General features: G+C 68.7%; 15 protein-coding genes. 4 read left to right on the top strand and 11 right to left on the bottom strand.

All coding sequences use genetic code 11. From position 1 onward, the window contains the following. Positions 1 to 3 precede the first annotated feature (3 nt). The 8 genes from ACWEVS_RS43040 to ACWEVS_RS43005 all read right to left on the bottom strand — a co-directional run bounded on the left by ACWEVS_RS43040 (position 4) and on the right by ACWEVS_RS43005 (position 9,308). Positions 4 to 1,170, bottom strand: coding sequence for a toxic anion resistance protein (locus ACWEVS_RS43040; RefSeq protein WP_452556691.1), 1,167 nt, complete (start codon positions 1,168 to 1,170; stop codon positions 4 to 6). 34 nt (positions 1,171 to 1,204) lie between these two features. Then, on the bottom strand, positions 1,205 to 2,323 hold the full coding sequence (locus ACWEVS_RS43035) for a hypothetical protein (protein ID WP_452556689.1): 1,119 nt from the start codon (positions 2,321 to 2,323) through the stop codon (positions 1,205 to 1,207). 407 nt (positions 2,324 to 2,730) lie between these two features. Then, positions 2,731 to 4,320, bottom strand: a complete 1,590-nt coding sequence (locus ACWEVS_RS43030) for a CotH kinase family protein (protein ID WP_452556687.1) — start codon at positions 4,318 to 4,320, stop codon at positions 2,731 to 2,733. 9 nt (positions 4,321 to 4,329) lie between these two features. Next, entirely contained in the window at positions 4,330 to 5,007 is a 678-nt protein-coding gene (locus ACWEVS_RS43025; RefSeq protein ID WP_452556685.1) for a DUF4956 domain-containing protein, read from the bottom strand. Between the two features lie 5 nt (positions 5,008 to 5,012). Beyond that, on the bottom strand, positions 5,013 to 5,840 hold the full coding sequence (locus ACWEVS_RS43020) for a VTC domain-containing protein (protein ID WP_452556683.1): 828 nt from the start codon (positions 5,838 to 5,840) through the stop codon (positions 5,013 to 5,015). A gap of 162 nt (positions 5,841 to 6,002) precedes the next feature. Beyond that, the gene (locus ACWEVS_RS43015) at positions 6,003 to 7,460 is read right to left on the bottom strand and encodes a sensor histidine kinase (protein WP_452556681.1); all 1,458 of its coding nucleotides are present in this window, start codon (positions 7,458 to 7,460) and stop codon (positions 6,003 to 6,005) included. Beyond that, positions 7,457 to 8,158, bottom strand: a complete 702-nt coding sequence (locus tag ACWEVS_RS43010) for a response regulator transcription factor (RefSeq protein WP_452556679.1) — start codon at positions 8,156 to 8,158, stop codon at positions 7,457 to 7,459. The genes ACWEVS_RS43015 and ACWEVS_RS43010 overlap by 4 nt, the downstream gene beginning before the upstream one ends. A 163-nt stretch (positions 8,159 to 8,321) precedes the next feature. Further along, positions 8,322 to 9,308, bottom strand: a complete 987-nt coding sequence (locus tag ACWEVS_RS43005) for an NAD(P)-dependent alcohol dehydrogenase (protein WP_452556677.1) — start codon at positions 9,306 to 9,308, stop codon at positions 8,322 to 8,324. Positions 9,309 to 9,515: 207 nt separating this feature from the next. Between ACWEVS_RS43005 and ACWEVS_RS43000 the strand changes: the two genes are divergently transcribed. Next, the gene (locus ACWEVS_RS43000) at positions 9,516 to 10,259 is read left to right on the top strand and encodes a DUF2306 domain-containing protein (RefSeq protein ID WP_452556675.1); all 744 of its coding nucleotides are present in this window, start codon (positions 9,516 to 9,518) and stop codon (positions 10,257 to 10,259) included. Here ACWEVS_RS43000 and ACWEVS_RS42995 read toward each other — a convergent pair. The 3 genes from ACWEVS_RS42995 to ACWEVS_RS42985 all read right to left on the bottom strand — a co-directional run bounded on the left by ACWEVS_RS42995 (position 10,229) and on the right by ACWEVS_RS42985 (position 12,622). Then, positions 10,229 to 10,888 (bottom strand): response regulator, encoded by a 660-nt coding sequence (locus tag ACWEVS_RS42995; protein ID WP_449923205.1) that lies wholly within the window; start codon positions 10,886 to 10,888, stop codon positions 10,229 to 10,231. The two genes, ACWEVS_RS43000 and ACWEVS_RS42995, sit on opposite strands and share 31 nt — an antisense overlap. Continuing rightward, complete coding sequence (locus ACWEVS_RS42990) at positions 10,885 to 12,024, bottom strand: sensor histidine kinase (protein WP_452556673.1); 1,140 nt, start codon at positions 12,022 to 12,024, stop codon at positions 10,885 to 10,887. The genes ACWEVS_RS42995 and ACWEVS_RS42990 overlap by 4 nt, the downstream gene beginning before the upstream one ends. 202 nt (positions 12,025 to 12,226) lie before the next feature. Next, on the bottom strand, positions 12,227 to 12,622 hold the full coding sequence (locus tag ACWEVS_RS42985; protein WP_452556715.1) for a RidA family protein: 396 nt from the start codon (positions 12,620 to 12,622) through the stop codon (positions 12,227 to 12,229). Between the two features lie 136 nt (positions 12,623 to 12,758). Between ACWEVS_RS42985 and ACWEVS_RS42980 the strand changes: the two genes are divergently transcribed. From ACWEVS_RS42980 to ACWEVS_RS42970, 3 genes are all read left to right on the top strand, one after another. Beyond that, positions 12,759 to 13,733, top strand: a complete 975-nt coding sequence (locus tag ACWEVS_RS42980; RefSeq protein WP_449923199.1) for a helix-turn-helix transcriptional regulator — start codon at positions 12,759 to 12,761, stop codon at positions 13,731 to 13,733. A 249-nt stretch (positions 13,734 to 13,982) separates the two neighbouring features. Beyond that, a complete protein-coding gene (locus tag ACWEVS_RS42975) occupies positions 13,983 to 14,216 on the top strand; it encodes a carboxymuconolactone decarboxylase family protein (RefSeq protein WP_452415963.1) in 234 nt (77 codons plus the stop codon). Beyond that, a partial coding sequence (locus tag ACWEVS_RS42970; protein ID WP_452556671.1) for a carboxymuconolactone decarboxylase family protein occupies positions 14,162 to 14,492 on the top strand: 331 nt, incomplete at its 3' end. The genes ACWEVS_RS42975 and ACWEVS_RS42970, both read left to right, overlap by 55 nt.

The following is a 14,492-nucleotide window of genomic DNA, read 5'->3' as shown; positions in this document are numbered from 1 at the left end:
TTCTCATCGGGGGAGGGCCTGTTCGTCGCCGCGCCGGGAGCGCTCCAGGTATGTACGGGCGTGGTCGAGTTCGACGGTCAGGTTGTCGACCGTGATCGCCATGTTCTCCACGGCCTGAGCCTTGAACGTGTCGATCGTGTCCATGGTGGCGTAGATGTTGTCGAACGCCTTGCGCAGCGCGTCCATGCCGACCGTGGTGGAGGCCGCCTGCGTCTGGATGTCCGCGGCCTGGGTGCGCAGCATTTCGCTGGTCGCCACGATCAGATCCGACGTGGTCGTGTTGAGGGCGGCGATCTGGTCGAGCACCAGCTTCTGGTTGGCCAGCGCCTGCGCGACGGTCACCGCGGTGCGCAGCGCGGCGATCGTCGTCGTGGTCGCGCGGTCCACACCCTTGATCAGCTCGTGGTTGTTCTTGCGGATCAGGTCGAGGGCGAGGTAGCCCTGAGCGGAGACCGCGAGCTGGGTCAGCAGGTCCTGGTGCTTCTGCCGGATGCCGAAGAGCGCGTCCGAGCGCAGCGCGGTCGCCTTCTCCGAGTCGGCAGTCTCCACCCGCATGATCTGCGCCTCGACCGCGGAGTCGAGGGCGGCGGCGAGCAGGGCGTACTCCTGGAGCTTGGTCATCGACTCCCAGAGGTTGGCCTTCTCGCCCTCGATGGCCGCGTTGTCCTTCAGAAGCTCGTCCTGCCCGGACTTCAGGGCACGGATGATGTCGTCGATGTGCTGTTGAGCCGACTGGTACTTCGCGAAATAGTCACGCAGCCTGTCGCCGAACGGGATCATGCCCAGCAGCTTCCTGCCGGGGCCCGACGCCTGCTTGGGGTCGAGGTCGACGATCGTGCGGCGCAGCGCGAGCAACTGGCCCGCCACCGCCACCTGCGCGTCCTTGCCCTCACCCCTGGCTGACGCGAGCGCCGCCACGGGACGCCGCAGCATGCGGTTGGCGACCTGGGACGACGCCCGGATCTCCGAGTCGCCCATCGAGGTGATGTCGTGCACCTTGCGGGTGAACTCGGGGGAGCGGGGGTCCAGCTCGCAGAGCTCCTCAGCGAAGCCCTTGGCCTTCTCGGCCAGCTCGTCGCTGCGCCCCTCGGATATGGGCAGCATGGTAGCCGCCTTCTCCACGGGCACCTTGGCCACGGGTTCGGGCGGGCTGAGAACGAGATCGCTCACGTGGTGTCTCCTGCGGGCAGTAGTGAAGGCGGGGTCACGGGGTGGGGGAGGGGGCCGCGCCGGACCGGTACAGCTTCTCGACCTCGGTGATCATGCTCTCCAGTCGCTCGTAGGCGGGAGGCTCGACCACGTCGATCAAGCTGGACGGCAGCGGTGCCCTGGTCTTCGCCACCATGTCGCCGAACGCCTTGGGAGCGGCGGTGCGGAAGCCGTAGGCCGCGGCGAGGCGCCCGAGTTCCGGGTCCTCCTGCAGCAGGCGGCCCACCTCGGTGCCCTGGGCGCTGAGCGGTACGAGAGTGTGCTTGCTCAGGACCGTCGGCGAGGGGTACAGCAGCCGCATGTCAGGGCGGATCGAACCGTCGCCGGCGAAGAGACGGGAGGCGTACTGCGCTTCGTAGACCATGACCATGGGCGTCTTGCCGATGCCCTGGGACAGGTAGTCCTCGAACGGCGCCTCGCTGGAGGTCTCGGAGTAGCCCTGGTCGAGGAAGAGTGGCGCGACTTTCTCGGCCACCTTGGAGACCTGCGCGTTGGAGCTCACCACGTCGTCGCCGTTGGCCACGTAGCCGGCTATGGAGAGATACATCGCCGCGGAGTTCGACGTGCGGATGTCGGTGGTGGTGAGCAGCACCCTCTTGCGCGCGGGGTAGGCGGTGTTGCCAGGGAGCCTGTCCCACCGGGTCCCCTTCGCCACCAGGTCCAGATATTTCTTGATATCGAGGAGCTGGTATCCCTGACCGGAATCCCGGACGACTCCCGCCTTGGCGAGGACGTCCACGATCGGCTCGAAGGTGGCGACCGCCATCGGGGAGGAGAACGGCGCGAACGTGCGGGCGGCGCCGTGGTCGCGTTTGATCTTCTCGGCGGCCGGCACGCTCGACGGGAACGCGAAGCCGTACTTCTTCGGGTCCACCGAGGCCGCGATCTGGCGCGATCCGGCGGTGTCGACCTCGACCCGCAGGCCGTGCCCGGCGAAGACGGCCTGTACTCGCCGGTCGTCGAAGAAGGGCTTCTTCTCCGACCCGATCACCCCGCGGACAAGGGCGAGGTCTTCCTTCTCGGCGCCGCCTCCGCTGCGGTCGCCCACCACGATCGCCACCACCACGGCGGCACCGAGGAGCAGCGCCAGCCCAACGCCGATCCATCGCTTCATTTGGTTCCCCAATAACTCACCCCGTATCGCCGCATACCGGCGCTCCCTATCGGATTATGTGAGATACCAGGGTTGTCGGCGGCGACTCACGTATAACGCGTTGACAATTAAGCTCCTGTTCACGGAAAGGTCACCAGGTGATTGACTGAACGGTTCGCTAAACGGCCATACTTCATGAAATGGGATGATTGACGATGGCGGGTGGGTACTCGATCGGTCGCCATCGATACCCCGAAAATCCGCGTCGGTGAATTCGCTGATGCGCCGATTTCTTCGCGGCGCCGACGGGGCCGCCAACCTGAAGAGCGCCACACCCTACGCCGTCCAGACCGTGGTCCATGGGGAGTCCCATGTTGCTTCTCCACCAGCGGTGATGGGTTCGTCTGGAACCCATCACCGCGTAAGTGTCAGGCGCCGCTGATCGCCTTGTCGGAGCGCAATGTCTCGGTCCGACTCTGCAGGAACGTGCGCAGGGTCCGCGCCTCGGCGTCGACCTTGGCGGTGTCGGCCCTCTCGTTCAGCTTGTAGGAGGCGACGAGGTCGTCGAGCAGGCCGGAGGCAGTGCCGTTGCCCAGGAACTGGGCGTACAGAGCGCGGTACTGCTCCTCGTAGAGCTTCTTGAAGGCGGCGTCCTTGAGGAACTTCTCCTTCAAGGGATGGCTCATGCGCATCATGCCACCGCCGCCTGGACGCCCCTGCTCGCCGCCTTCGGGTGGGGTGAAGCCCTGAGGCGCCCGGCCCTGCTGCTGGTTCTGCTGGGGACGGCCCCGGCCGAAGCCCCCCATCCCGATCGTGTCGTTCACGCCGCTCGTGGCGTCGCCGTTGAACGCGAGGTTGAGGTCCCACGTGATGACCTTGAACTTCTTGGTGCCGGAGTCGTACCACAGGTAGTAGTTCTTGCCGGGCCCGGCCATGTCGTCGAAGTTGACCATGATGTGCTGCAGGGCCAGGTAGCGGGCGAACGACTCCACGTCCAGGCGGTCGGCGAGGCCCTTGGCGAACTCGGTGTCGGAGGCTTCGTTCACCCATTTGACCAGGTTGATGACCGGCTGCAGGTCCTTGCCGCCGACCTTGTTGATCTGCTTGAAATCGGTGGTGTACTCCGTCTGGTCCTCGCCCTTGTAGGTGAAGGAGCCGCTGGCCAGCGACTTGTACAGCACGCCGTCGCCGAGATTCTCCGCGTAGCCCTCGTCCAGGTACTCCACCACCAGGCGCGGGGTCGAGGAGCGGCCGTTGACGGTGAAGGAACTGTAGGCGGAGCGCTGGGTCGGCTCGCCGGCGGCGCCTACCAGCGCGATGCCCAGTGCTTCGTTCAGCATCGTCGTCGAGCCCATCGCGGCGGGCCGTACGGCCACCTGGCTGTGGCCCTGGTAGCGGCGGCCGTCCACGAACTCGTCGAGGCTGATCAGCCACGGCAGGTTCTCCGGCTCCTCAGCCTTCAGGGTTGACCGCATCATGCCGCCTCCGGGAGGCCCGCCGTTGCCCTGCTGCCCATCGCCGGGCGGTTGAAAGCCCTCGGGCGGCTCGAAGCCTTCGGGCGGCTGGAAGCCCTCGGGCACGCCTTCCGGCCGCCGACCGCCGCCGGGCATGGCTCGCTTGGACTGCCCCTTCCAGGTCAGTCCCCCCAGGGTGGAGTTGCCCTTGAGCCGGACACCCACGCTGGGGATGCGGGTGCCGTCGACGGTCAGGTCCGCCTCGACGTACTTCTTCTCGCCTTCCTTGAAGTACTCGGTCAGCATGTCCTCGTACGCCTGGTCGGTGAAGGTGAGCGTCACCTCGTGCGCCACGGAGGCGTCGAACAGGTCCTTGGTGCCGGTCAGGTTCGTGGTGACGGTGTCGGCCTGGGCGGCCTGGGAGGTGGTGACGTACGGGCGGATCGTCCCGCTGCCGAACACGCCCCAGCAGGCCGCCGGGAACGCCACGCACAGCGCGACCAGCTTCCAGTTGTGCCGGAGTTTGACCGGGATGCGGTGCTTGAGTTGCTTGGACAGCGTCATGTGCCGGGCCTACAGGTCGGTCTGGTCGTATCCGGTCAGGACGGTTACCGACTGGCCGTGGTTGCGCTCGCGCAGGGCGGCGATGACGTCGGCGGGCTCGCTGCCCTTCTTGATCTTGACCGTGTACATGAGCTCCGTGAGCGCGCCCGCCCTGATCGACTCCATGCTGACCAGCTGGAACTCGTCGGTGTGCCGGATGAGCACGTCCTGGATCGGGGCGGTGAAGTCCTCATCCGACGGAACCTGGACCTTGACGACCTGGCGCCGCACGTTCAGCGCGAACCAGTTGAACCGGTGCATGGCCACGATGATCAGCGAGATCGCCACGGCGGCCACGATCGCGAGCAGGTAGAAGCGGGTGCCGACGGCCATGCCGACGCCCATCACCAGGAAGATGAACCCGACGTCGCGGGTCTCCTTGATGGCGTTACGGAAGCGCACCACCGACAGGGCACCGACGAGGGCGAAGGCACGGGCGATGTTCGAGCCGACGACCAGCATGATGAGCGAGATCAGCATGCCGAGGATGACCAGTGTCTGCACGTACGACTGGCTGTAGGAGACGTTGCGGTGCGTCGCCCGGTAGACCCAGCCGATCATCGCGCTGAGCACGAACGACAGGGCCATCGCGATCGCGATGTCGGCCACGCTGAACGTGCCGGACAGGTCCTGGAAGGAGAAGTCCATGGGGGTCAGGCCTCCGAGAGGATGGTCGGCCTGTCGCGGCCGAGATCGAGATCGTGGTCAGGAACATGGAAGATCGAACGCGGGACCAGCCCGTGGGCCTCCACGCTCTGGCAGTACTTGGAGACCCGTACCACCTGCAGGTTCCGCTTGGCGGTCAGGTCGGTCAGCCAGTACGGCACGCGGTCGTTGGCCTTGACCTCCACGATCGACTTGCGGGCGGGGACGATGAGCCGGTTGTCGGTGTCGGCGCCGAGGTGGAAGTCCCGGTCCCGGCCGCGGATGCGGTGGTCGAAGGTGACGCGCAGGCCGACGTCGGCGTCGCGGCCCATGTAGGCGTGCCGCTGGTAGCCGGTCATCGCGACGGGCCGCAGGTCCAGGCGGAGCACGAGGTCGAGCACCTCTTCCAGGAAGGCCCGCTGGGAAGGGTCGTGCTCGACCATCTGCCGTCCGTCGCACAGGCGCAGCGCGTCCCGGTACGGCAGGCGTACCCGGCGCTTCTGCGTGACCCGGTTGACCCGCTGCTTGATCTCGATGAACACCGGCGTGTCGTCCTTCACGGTGAACCGGTCGCCGTAGTGGCGCACCCGCAGCTTCCTGCGGAATTTCAAACCTTCGATCTTTTCCCAGTAGAAGCGCAGTTGCCGGGTGTCGTAGTAGACGCTCCAGATGCCGTAGCCCGTGTCGCCGCTGTGACGGTCGCGATCGAGGCGCTGCTCGATCTCCTCCCGGAGCGCGGCCGCCTCGGACACGTCCACGAGGTATTTGATCTCGTATCGGTTGAAGGCGTGCAGCTTGCTCGGGGCCCGCAGCCGGTGACCTTGGTCACCGTCCATCTCCGCGCCGGACACTGGCTGATCGCCGCTGCCAGCTGGGGAGACGGCTGGTTGACGGAACCTTCTCAGCATGTCCCTCCTTTCGTCGGCACACATCTGACAGCACGAAGCTGGGAATAATGTGTGAATCGCGTCCGACGTGAAGGTGAACGGCCGGTGTTCTCAGGCGTCCTGAGGCTCCTCGAGCGGTAGAACGACGCGGAAGGTGGTGCCGCGGCCTGGAGTGCTCGTCACCTCGATCCGGCCGCCGTGCGCCTGCACGAGCGCCGCGGCGATGGCCAGGCCCAGGCCCGTTCCGCCGCTGTCGCGGGAGCGGCCCGCGTCGGCCCGGTAGAAGCGGTCGAACAGGTGTGGCAGGTGCTCGGGGTCGATGCCCTGCCCTTCGTCGGATACCTCGATCAGCGCGGCTTTGACATGGGGGACGGGTCCTGAACCGGCGTGCACGACCCCGGACGCGGGAACCCCGGCGACCGCGCGCGGGCCGATTCTGACCTGTATCTCCGCACCCGAAGGGGTGTGCTGGATGGCGTTGCCGACCAGGTTGGCGATGACCTGGTGCAGCCGGTGTTCGTCGCCGAGCACGAACACCGGCTCGTCGGAGACGATCAGCCGGATCGGCCGCTCGCGGTCGCGGGCCCGGGCGGCGTGCACCACGTCCCCGGCCAGCACGTGCAGGTCGACGATGGTGGGTTCCAGCGCGGGCTCCTGGTCCATCCTGGCCAGCAGCAGCATGTCCTCCACCAGCACACCCATGCGTGCGGCCTCGGCCTCGATCCTGCGCAGCAGCCGCTCGGCCGCCGGGTCCCTGGAACCTTGGCCGTGCTGGTAGAGCTCGGCGAAGCCCCGGATGGAGGTGAGCGGCGTGCGTAGTTCGTGGGAGGCATCGGCGACGAAATGACGCAAGCGCCGTTCGGAGCGTTCGAACTCGCGCAGCGCGGTCGCCAGGCGCTCCAGCATGATGTTGAGCGCCCTGCCGAGCCGTCCTGTCTCGGTGTTCGGGTCGGTGTCGCTGACCCGGCGGTCGATGTCGCCGCCCGCGATGGCCTCGGCGGTGCGCTCCATGCGGGTGAGCGGGCGCAGCCCCAGCCGTACCACGGCGAGAGCGAGGGCACCGAGCAGCAGCAGCACCAGGCCGCCCACCGCGACCTCGATGATCAGGATCTGGTGCACGGTCGCCCGGTTGGGCTCCAGCGACATCGACACCGCCACCCGGGCGCCGTCAGGCAGGATCTTCACCAGCACGCGCCACTGGTCCGGCCCCGTCCTGGCGGACACGTCGACGGGACCTCGAGGGACCGCGGAGATCACCGAGGCGGGAATGGCCGGCCCGTCGGCTGTTTCGAGGGGCAGGCTGCGCAGCAGGTTGCCGGAGGGGGTGTAGAACGCGATCCTGAACTGCGTCGGGAGCTCGGCGCCCCGGCTCACGTCGACCGGCGGCGGAGGAGGTACCGGGCGCCTGCCGAAGGTGGCGGCCACCTCGGTCAGCTGAGCGTCCATCTTGGCCTGCAGCGAGTGACCGAGGAGCAGCAGGCTCGCCGTGGCGAAGGCCGCCAGGCCGGCCGCGCACAGGCCGAGCAGCGCGGCCAGCAACCGATGCCGCAGGGGCCAGGCCGGTCTCACGAAGGCCCCTGCAGCCGGTAACCCACACCGCGCAGCGTGTGGATGAGCGGCGGGCCCACGGCGTCGATCTTTCGCCGCAGATAGCTGATGTAAGACTCGACGATCCTGCTCTCGCCGTCGAAGTCGTAGTCCCACACGCGGTCGAGGATCTGCGCCTTGCTGACCACCCGTTCGGCGTTGATCATCAGGTATCTCAGCAGGCTGAACTCGGTTGGCGACAGGTGGATCGCCCGCCCGGCCCGCCGCACGGTGTGGGCCTGCTCGTCGAGCTCCAGGTCCGTGTAGCGCAGCACGCCGTCGTCGCTCTGCTCCTCCGCCGGACGCGTTCTGCGCATGATCGCGCGCAGCCGCAGCACCACCTCCTCCAGGCTGAAGGGCTTGGTCACATAGTCGTCGCCACCGGCGGTCAGTCCCGCGATCCTGTCGGACACCGCGTCCTTGGCGGTCAGGAAGAGCACCATGGGGCTGTCACCGGCCTGGCGCAGCCTGCGCGCGACCGCGAACCCGTCCAGGCCGGGCATCATCACGTCCAGTACGACGATGTCGGGCCGCTCCCTGGCCACCGCTTCCAGCGCCTGGCGGCCGTCCGCGACGGTCCGTACGGCGAAGCCGTTCAGTTCCAGAGCCTCCGACAGCAGCTCGCGAATGTTCGGCTCGTCATCGACGACCAGCACTTTCGCGGAAGGTTGTTCGTTCACGACATCGTTCTACGTGCTCGCGGTGAGAGAAAGGTGTGAGTCGGCGCCCACGGGTTCCCGCGGGCGCCGACTCATGATGGTAGCGAGCCCTGGCGGCGTGCTTGGTGAACCAACGCAGCAGGGCAGGCGCTTGATGGGGGATCGACACCCGTCGGGCCTGGTCTCAGGACGCGACGACGACCTTGCCCGGAGCGTGCCCCTCTTCCTGATATCTGATGGCCTCAGGGATCTCCTCGAACGGGTAGACCCGGTCGATGACCGGGGTGACCTTGCCGTCTTCGATGAGCTCGGTCAGCGTCAGCAGGTTGCGCTTGTTCTGCGTGCAGCGGACCACGTCCGCCAAGGCCATCCTCTGGGACACGAACGGCGACACCGCGAGCGTCGAGAACATGCGGCCGGCGGGTCGCACCCACCGGCCGGCGGGCCCGCCGACGACGACGTAGGTGCCCTCGGGGGTCAACGCCCTCCGGCAGGCCGCTCCCGGATGGCCGCCCGCGACGTCCAGCAGCAGGTCGTAGCGCTGCCCGTTCCGGGTGAAGTCCTCTCGGGTGTAGTCGATGACCTCGTCCGCGCCGAGCGACCGGACCAGGTCCAGGTTCCGCGTGCTGCAGACGCCGGTGACCTTCGCGCCGAACGCCTTGGCGATCTGCACGGCGAACGTGCCCACGCCTCCTGAGGCTCCGTTGACGAGCACACGCTGCCCCGGCTGAACGCGTCCCTGGTCGCGCAGTCCGATCAGGGCGGTGCCGGCGGCCATCGGTACCGCGGCCGCCTGCTCGAACGACAGGTTCGTCGGTCGAGATGCCAGTTCGCCTTCCCGGACGCAAACGTACTCGGCGAAGCCGCCCTGCTTGGGCATCGCGAACACCTCGTCGCCGGGGCGGAACTCTGTCACGTCCTTGCCGACCGCCTCGACCTGCCCCGCCACGTCGGCGCCCAGGACGCTGATTTTCGGCCTGCGCAGTCCGGGGCCGCCGCCCATCAGGCGCGCGATGTACGGCTCGCCTCTCATGAAGTGCCAGTCGTACGGCTGGACGGAGGTGGCGCGTACCCGGACCAGCACCTCGTCGTCGCCTGGCACGGGCGTCTCGATCTCGGTGAGATCGAGGACGTCGGGCGAGCCGTACGAGCGCAGGACGAACGCCTTCATCACATTCTCCTCATCCACGGCGAGTGCGGACTTCCATCGGGGGCCGTCACGCTCCCGCATCGACGGCGTGTCGTGAAAATCAGCGTAGAAGGCGTGGTCAGGGGGCTCATCAGCCGAAAGTACGCCCGTTTGGCGGACGATCGGCCAGGTCAGGCAGGGCCGTTCTGTCGATGACCCGCCGTCGCCTCAGCCGTCACGATCGAGGGCATGACCGACGAGAGCCCGGCGGGACGCCTGCCGTTCCCGCAGCCGTCGCGAGCCGGCCGGTTGAAGGACGGCCGGAGCGAGGCCACAGCCCCGTCCTCGAGGGCGGGGTGGCTCGTGCCGACCGCGCTGATCGTGCTCGGCGCCGTTCCCGTGGTCGCCGGTGCCGTACGCCTGACCGAGCTTGCCGGCGGCGCGGCGATCACGCCGGAGAACGGACGGTTCTTCGCGGCGCCCCTGCCCGTGGTGCTGCACATCATCGGCGCCAGTGTGTACAGCGTGCTGGGCGCCTTCCAGTTCGCGGCGGGGTTCCGCCGCCGGAGGCCGGGCTGGCACCGTGTCGCCGGGCGGCTGCTGGTTCCGTGTGGACTCCTCGCGGCGCTGGCGGGGCTGTGGATGTCCCTGTTCTATCCTCGCCCCGAGGGTGACGGCGCACTCCTCGCGGGGTTCCGGCTCGTGTTCGGCGCGGCCATGGTCCTGTCCCTTGCCCTGGGCCTGGCCGCGATCCGGCGGCGGGACGTCGCCGGGCACCGCGCCTGGATGGTCCGTGGTTACGCGATCGGCCTGGGCGCGGGCACGCAGGCGGTGGTGCTGGCGCTCTGGTTCCTGCTCATCGGCACGCCCGGCGAGATCTCCAGGGCGCTGCTCCTGGGCGGCGGCTGGATGATCAATCTCGCCGTGGCCGAACGGATCATCCGCGGCGGGACCCGCCCTTCTCAGGACCGCTGGACACGGTTGGTCTCGTAGGCCCACATGGCGATCTCGACGCGGTTGCGAGCGCCGAGCTTGGCCATGAGGCTGGCGATGTGGGACTTGACGGTGCTGAGTGAGATGCGCAGCTCGTCGGCGATCTCGTTGTTGGTTCGCCCGCGTGCCACGGTGGCCAGGATCTGTTCTTCACGGTCCGTGAGCACCTCGACGGGGTGCGCCGGGGGAGAGGCGGGCCCGGTGCGCGCGAAGGCGCCGAGCAGCCGGGCGGTGATGCTCGGGGCGATGAGCGCGTCGCCGTTGGCGGCGGCGTGGACGGCCTGCGAGAGCAGGTGGGCGCCGGCGTTCTTGAGCAGAAACCCCCGGGCGCCGGCCCTCAGAGCGGCGTAGACGTACTCGTCGAGATCGAACGTGGTGATGACGACCACGGCGAGGGGGTCCTCGACGGACGGCCCGGCGAGGGAACGGGTCGCCTCGATGCCGTCGAGGCCTGGCATGCGGATGTCGAACAGGCACACGTCCGGGCGCAGGCGCCGCGCGAGCTCGACGGCTCGCCGCCCGTCGGCCGCCTCGCCGATGACCTCGATGTCCGGCTGGGCGTCGAGGATCATCGAGAGCCCGGTACGGACGATCTCCTGGTCGTCGGCGACGATCACCCGGATGCTCATGTCGCCGACCTGGTTCGAGGCAGCACCGCGGTCACCGTCCATCCCCGGTCGGGGTCGGGGCCGGCGACGCAGGTGCCGCCGAGCAGGTCGGCGCGTTCGATCATGCCGATGAGCCCGTACCCCGGCGACACGGTCTGGCGCAGGAGGCTGCTGTCGCCGTCGTCGCTCACGCGCAGGCGCACCGACGTGTCGTCGGCGGCGACGCGGACCACGATGCGGGTGGCATGGCGCGCATGCCGCCTGGCGTTGGTGACCGACTCCTGGGCCAGGCGGTACAGCGCGGCCCCGACCAGCGGGGGAAGGTCGTCGAGGTCGCCCGAGATCTTTACGTCGACGGCCGGGACGGAGGGGCCCTGGCTCGCGAGCCGTTCGAGATCGGCGACGCCCCGTCCGGGCGCCAGGTCCGCCTGCTGGTCCTGGCGAAGGACCCGGACCATGGTGCGCATCTCTGCGAGGGCGCGCGCCGCCTCCGCCTCGATCACGTGGAGTGCCTCGGTCGCGGCGTTCGGCCGCGACGCCGACGTGGCGATGCCCGCCTGCGCGCGGATCGCCATCGCCGAGACGTGATGAGCGACGGTGTCGTGCAGGTCGCGGGCCAGCTGTTCGCGTTCGAGCAGCTTGACCTGGTCGAGCTCGCGCATCCTCGCCCTGGCCCGGTACCGGAACGCCACTCCCAGGGCGATGGCCGACGACATGACCGCGAACGCCGCCACCGCGTCGGCGAGGACGATGCGGTCGAAGACGATCGAGAGGAGGACAGCGACGAGCATGATCGCCAACCCGGCCGCGGCCTCGCGTCCCGACCCCCACCGGAACAACGCGTACACCAGGAACAGCAGGTACACCATCGTGTACGTCTCCGGAGACTCGCCGCCCGTCAACAGCGGGGCCAGGCTCGTGGTTCCGAAGGCGATCGCGAGCATCGGCAGCGGTCTGGTCCTGCGCCACAACAACGTGGGCACCAGCCCGAGGGTGACCAGCACCGAGACGGCCCGCCACGGAAGGTCCGGCCGCAGGACTCCTTCGAGAACCGCGATCGGCACGAGGACACCCACGAGCGCCCAGTCCCGCCACACCCGCGGCGGCGGGTCGGGGGGACGTGGCTCGTTCCACACGGAGCGAAGGAGGCCGTGCACCAAATCATGGTAACGAGTGTCCCTGTCCAGCCCGAAGAGCAAGCATTACATTTCCCGCGGGATCGGACGTTACGGCGGGAGCGCTTGCCGACCCCCTGGCGGTCGTCCTCGGCGTACTGGAGTCGGCGTAGCTCGGGGTGGTGCTCGTAGGCGAACCGGGCTCGCCGCCTCGGGCAGCCCTGCCGGAGGCGGCGAGGTCGCATCACGCGACGGCGGTCCCCTCGAGCTCGACCATCAGGTCGGGGATCGCCAGCCGTGTCACCCCGAGCATCGTGGTGGCCGGTGCCACCCCGGCGGCGCCCAACCGCGACGCCAGCACGCCGTAGTGCTCGAAGAGCCGATCGACGTCGGTGGTGTAGACGGTGAGCCGGACGAGGTTCGCGAGGAACATGCCGGCCTCGCCGAGCACGGCCTCCAGGTTGTCGATGCTCAGCGCCAACTGCGCCGCCATGTCATCGGCGTGCTGGGGCTTGCCGTCGCCGCTCATCGCGGTCTGCCCGGCGCAGTACAGGGTCCGGGTGTGCCCGGAGACGACCTCACCCTGGTTGTAGCCCAGCTCCACCGACCACGGCCACGGGTTGACCGCCGTTCGCTCCACTGCCATATCAGCTCCATCGGATTCGTCGACATTACGGACGTCCGTCGGCTCGGTAACCACCGCCTTTGACGTCGTGTTGCCAAGCCTCCCGGCAAATCACGACATCCTGTGTCGTGTATCCCTGTAGGGTTTTTGGATGCGCGCTGACCGGTTGGTCTCGCTGGTGCTGCTGCTGCGGCAGCACGGCCGGCTGTCCGCGGCCACGCTGGCCCGCGAGCTGGAGGTATCCACCCGCACGGTGCTGCGCGACATCGAGGCGCTGTCCGCAGCCGGCGTCCCGGTCTACGCCGAACGCGGCCGGCACGGCGGTTTCGCGTTGTTGCCCGGCTTCCGGACCGAGCTCACCGGACTGAACCACGACGAGGCCCTTGCCCTGCTGATCGCCGGATCGCGGCGCGGCGCGCAGGCATTCGGCCTCGGCTCGGCGCTCGCTTCGGCGATGCTCAAGGTGGTTGACGCGCTACCCGAAAGCTATCGGGACACCGCGGCCGGCGCGGCCGAGCGATTGCTCATCGACCCGGAGACCGACCTCCTCTCGCGTCGGCTGGTCGCTGAGGAGGTGCCTGACGCCGTAGTGGCCGAGGTCCGGCGCGCGGTGCTCGCCGGACACAGACTGCGCATCCACTACGCGGCTGTGGACCAGACCCCGAAGTGGCGCACGGTGGACCCGATCGGCCTGGTCACCGTACGCGACCAGGGCTACTTGCTGGCCACGAGGTCCGGCGCGGACCGCACCTACCGGCTGTCCCGGGTCCTGGCCGCCGAGGAACTCCCCGAACCGGCACAGCGGCCAGACCGGGTCGATCTGGACCGGGTCTGGCGGCAACGCAGCACGCAGTTTCGGACCGGCGGCGACCAGGTCACCGTGCTGGTACGGGTGGACCCGGCGCGGCGGGAGGACCTGGTGGGCACCGCGCTGGCCGTCCTCGCCGAGGAACTCGACTCGGACGGCCGGCTGCGGCTGGAGGTGACCTTCCAAGATCCGAGACACGCCGAATGGGCGCTGTGGCAGCTGGCCACGAACGCGGAAGCCCTGGCCCCGCAGTGGTTGCGCAACTCCCTGCGCGACCGCGCCGCCGCGATCGCCACCCGCTACGGAGCGTCGTCCTGAGAGTTGCCGCCTTCTCCGGGCCGCCGCCTGGTAGGTGCCAGGCGCCGAACGACGCATGCGCAACGCGCGGCGCCGCCTTGCGGTAGACGGTCATAGTCCATTCACCCGCATGACGGCCCGGCGTGCCTCACAGCCGTCCTGAACTGCACAGACGAGCATGTCGAGGGAGGACATCGCCTGTCGAGATTCCCGACCACCCGGCCGGGCGGCAATCCACCACAACTCTCAACCTCACAGGGGGGAATGACCATGTCCGGCGACGAGCGGCCTTCGGGTGCCGCCCGCATGTTCGGTGACTTCGCTCCGCAGCTGGTGCACTTCACCGACGAGGTCCTGTTCGGACAGGTGTGGGAGCGTCCCGCCCTGTCGGCCCGTGACCGGTCCCTGGTCACGGTCGCGAGCCCGGTCACCAGCGGCAGCACCGAGCAGTGCGTTTCCACCTGGGCCCGGCCACCGACAACGGCGTCACCGAGGCCGAGCTGATCGAAGCGATCACCCACCTGGCCTTCTACGCCAGCTGGCCCCGCGCCATGTCCGCCATGACGGTCACCAAAGATCTCTTTCGCGCCCGACCGGCCCGTCCTGCGAAAGGAACAAACATCATGGAACTGCTGAAGCGTCCCGCCACCGGCAAGCTGCCGGCCGAGTGGTTCACCGGCGACGCCTTCGCCGACGTCATCTACCGAGGCCACGACGCCTCCGCGATGCGGGCGAACGCTGTGCACTTCACGCCCGGCGCCCGCACTGCCTGGCACTCCC

It is taken from the genome of Nonomuraea sp. NPDC003754 (assembly GCF_053605785.1).
Note: the sequence above shows the minus strand (reverse complement) of the source record. Positions and strands in the feature narration are given on the sequence as shown.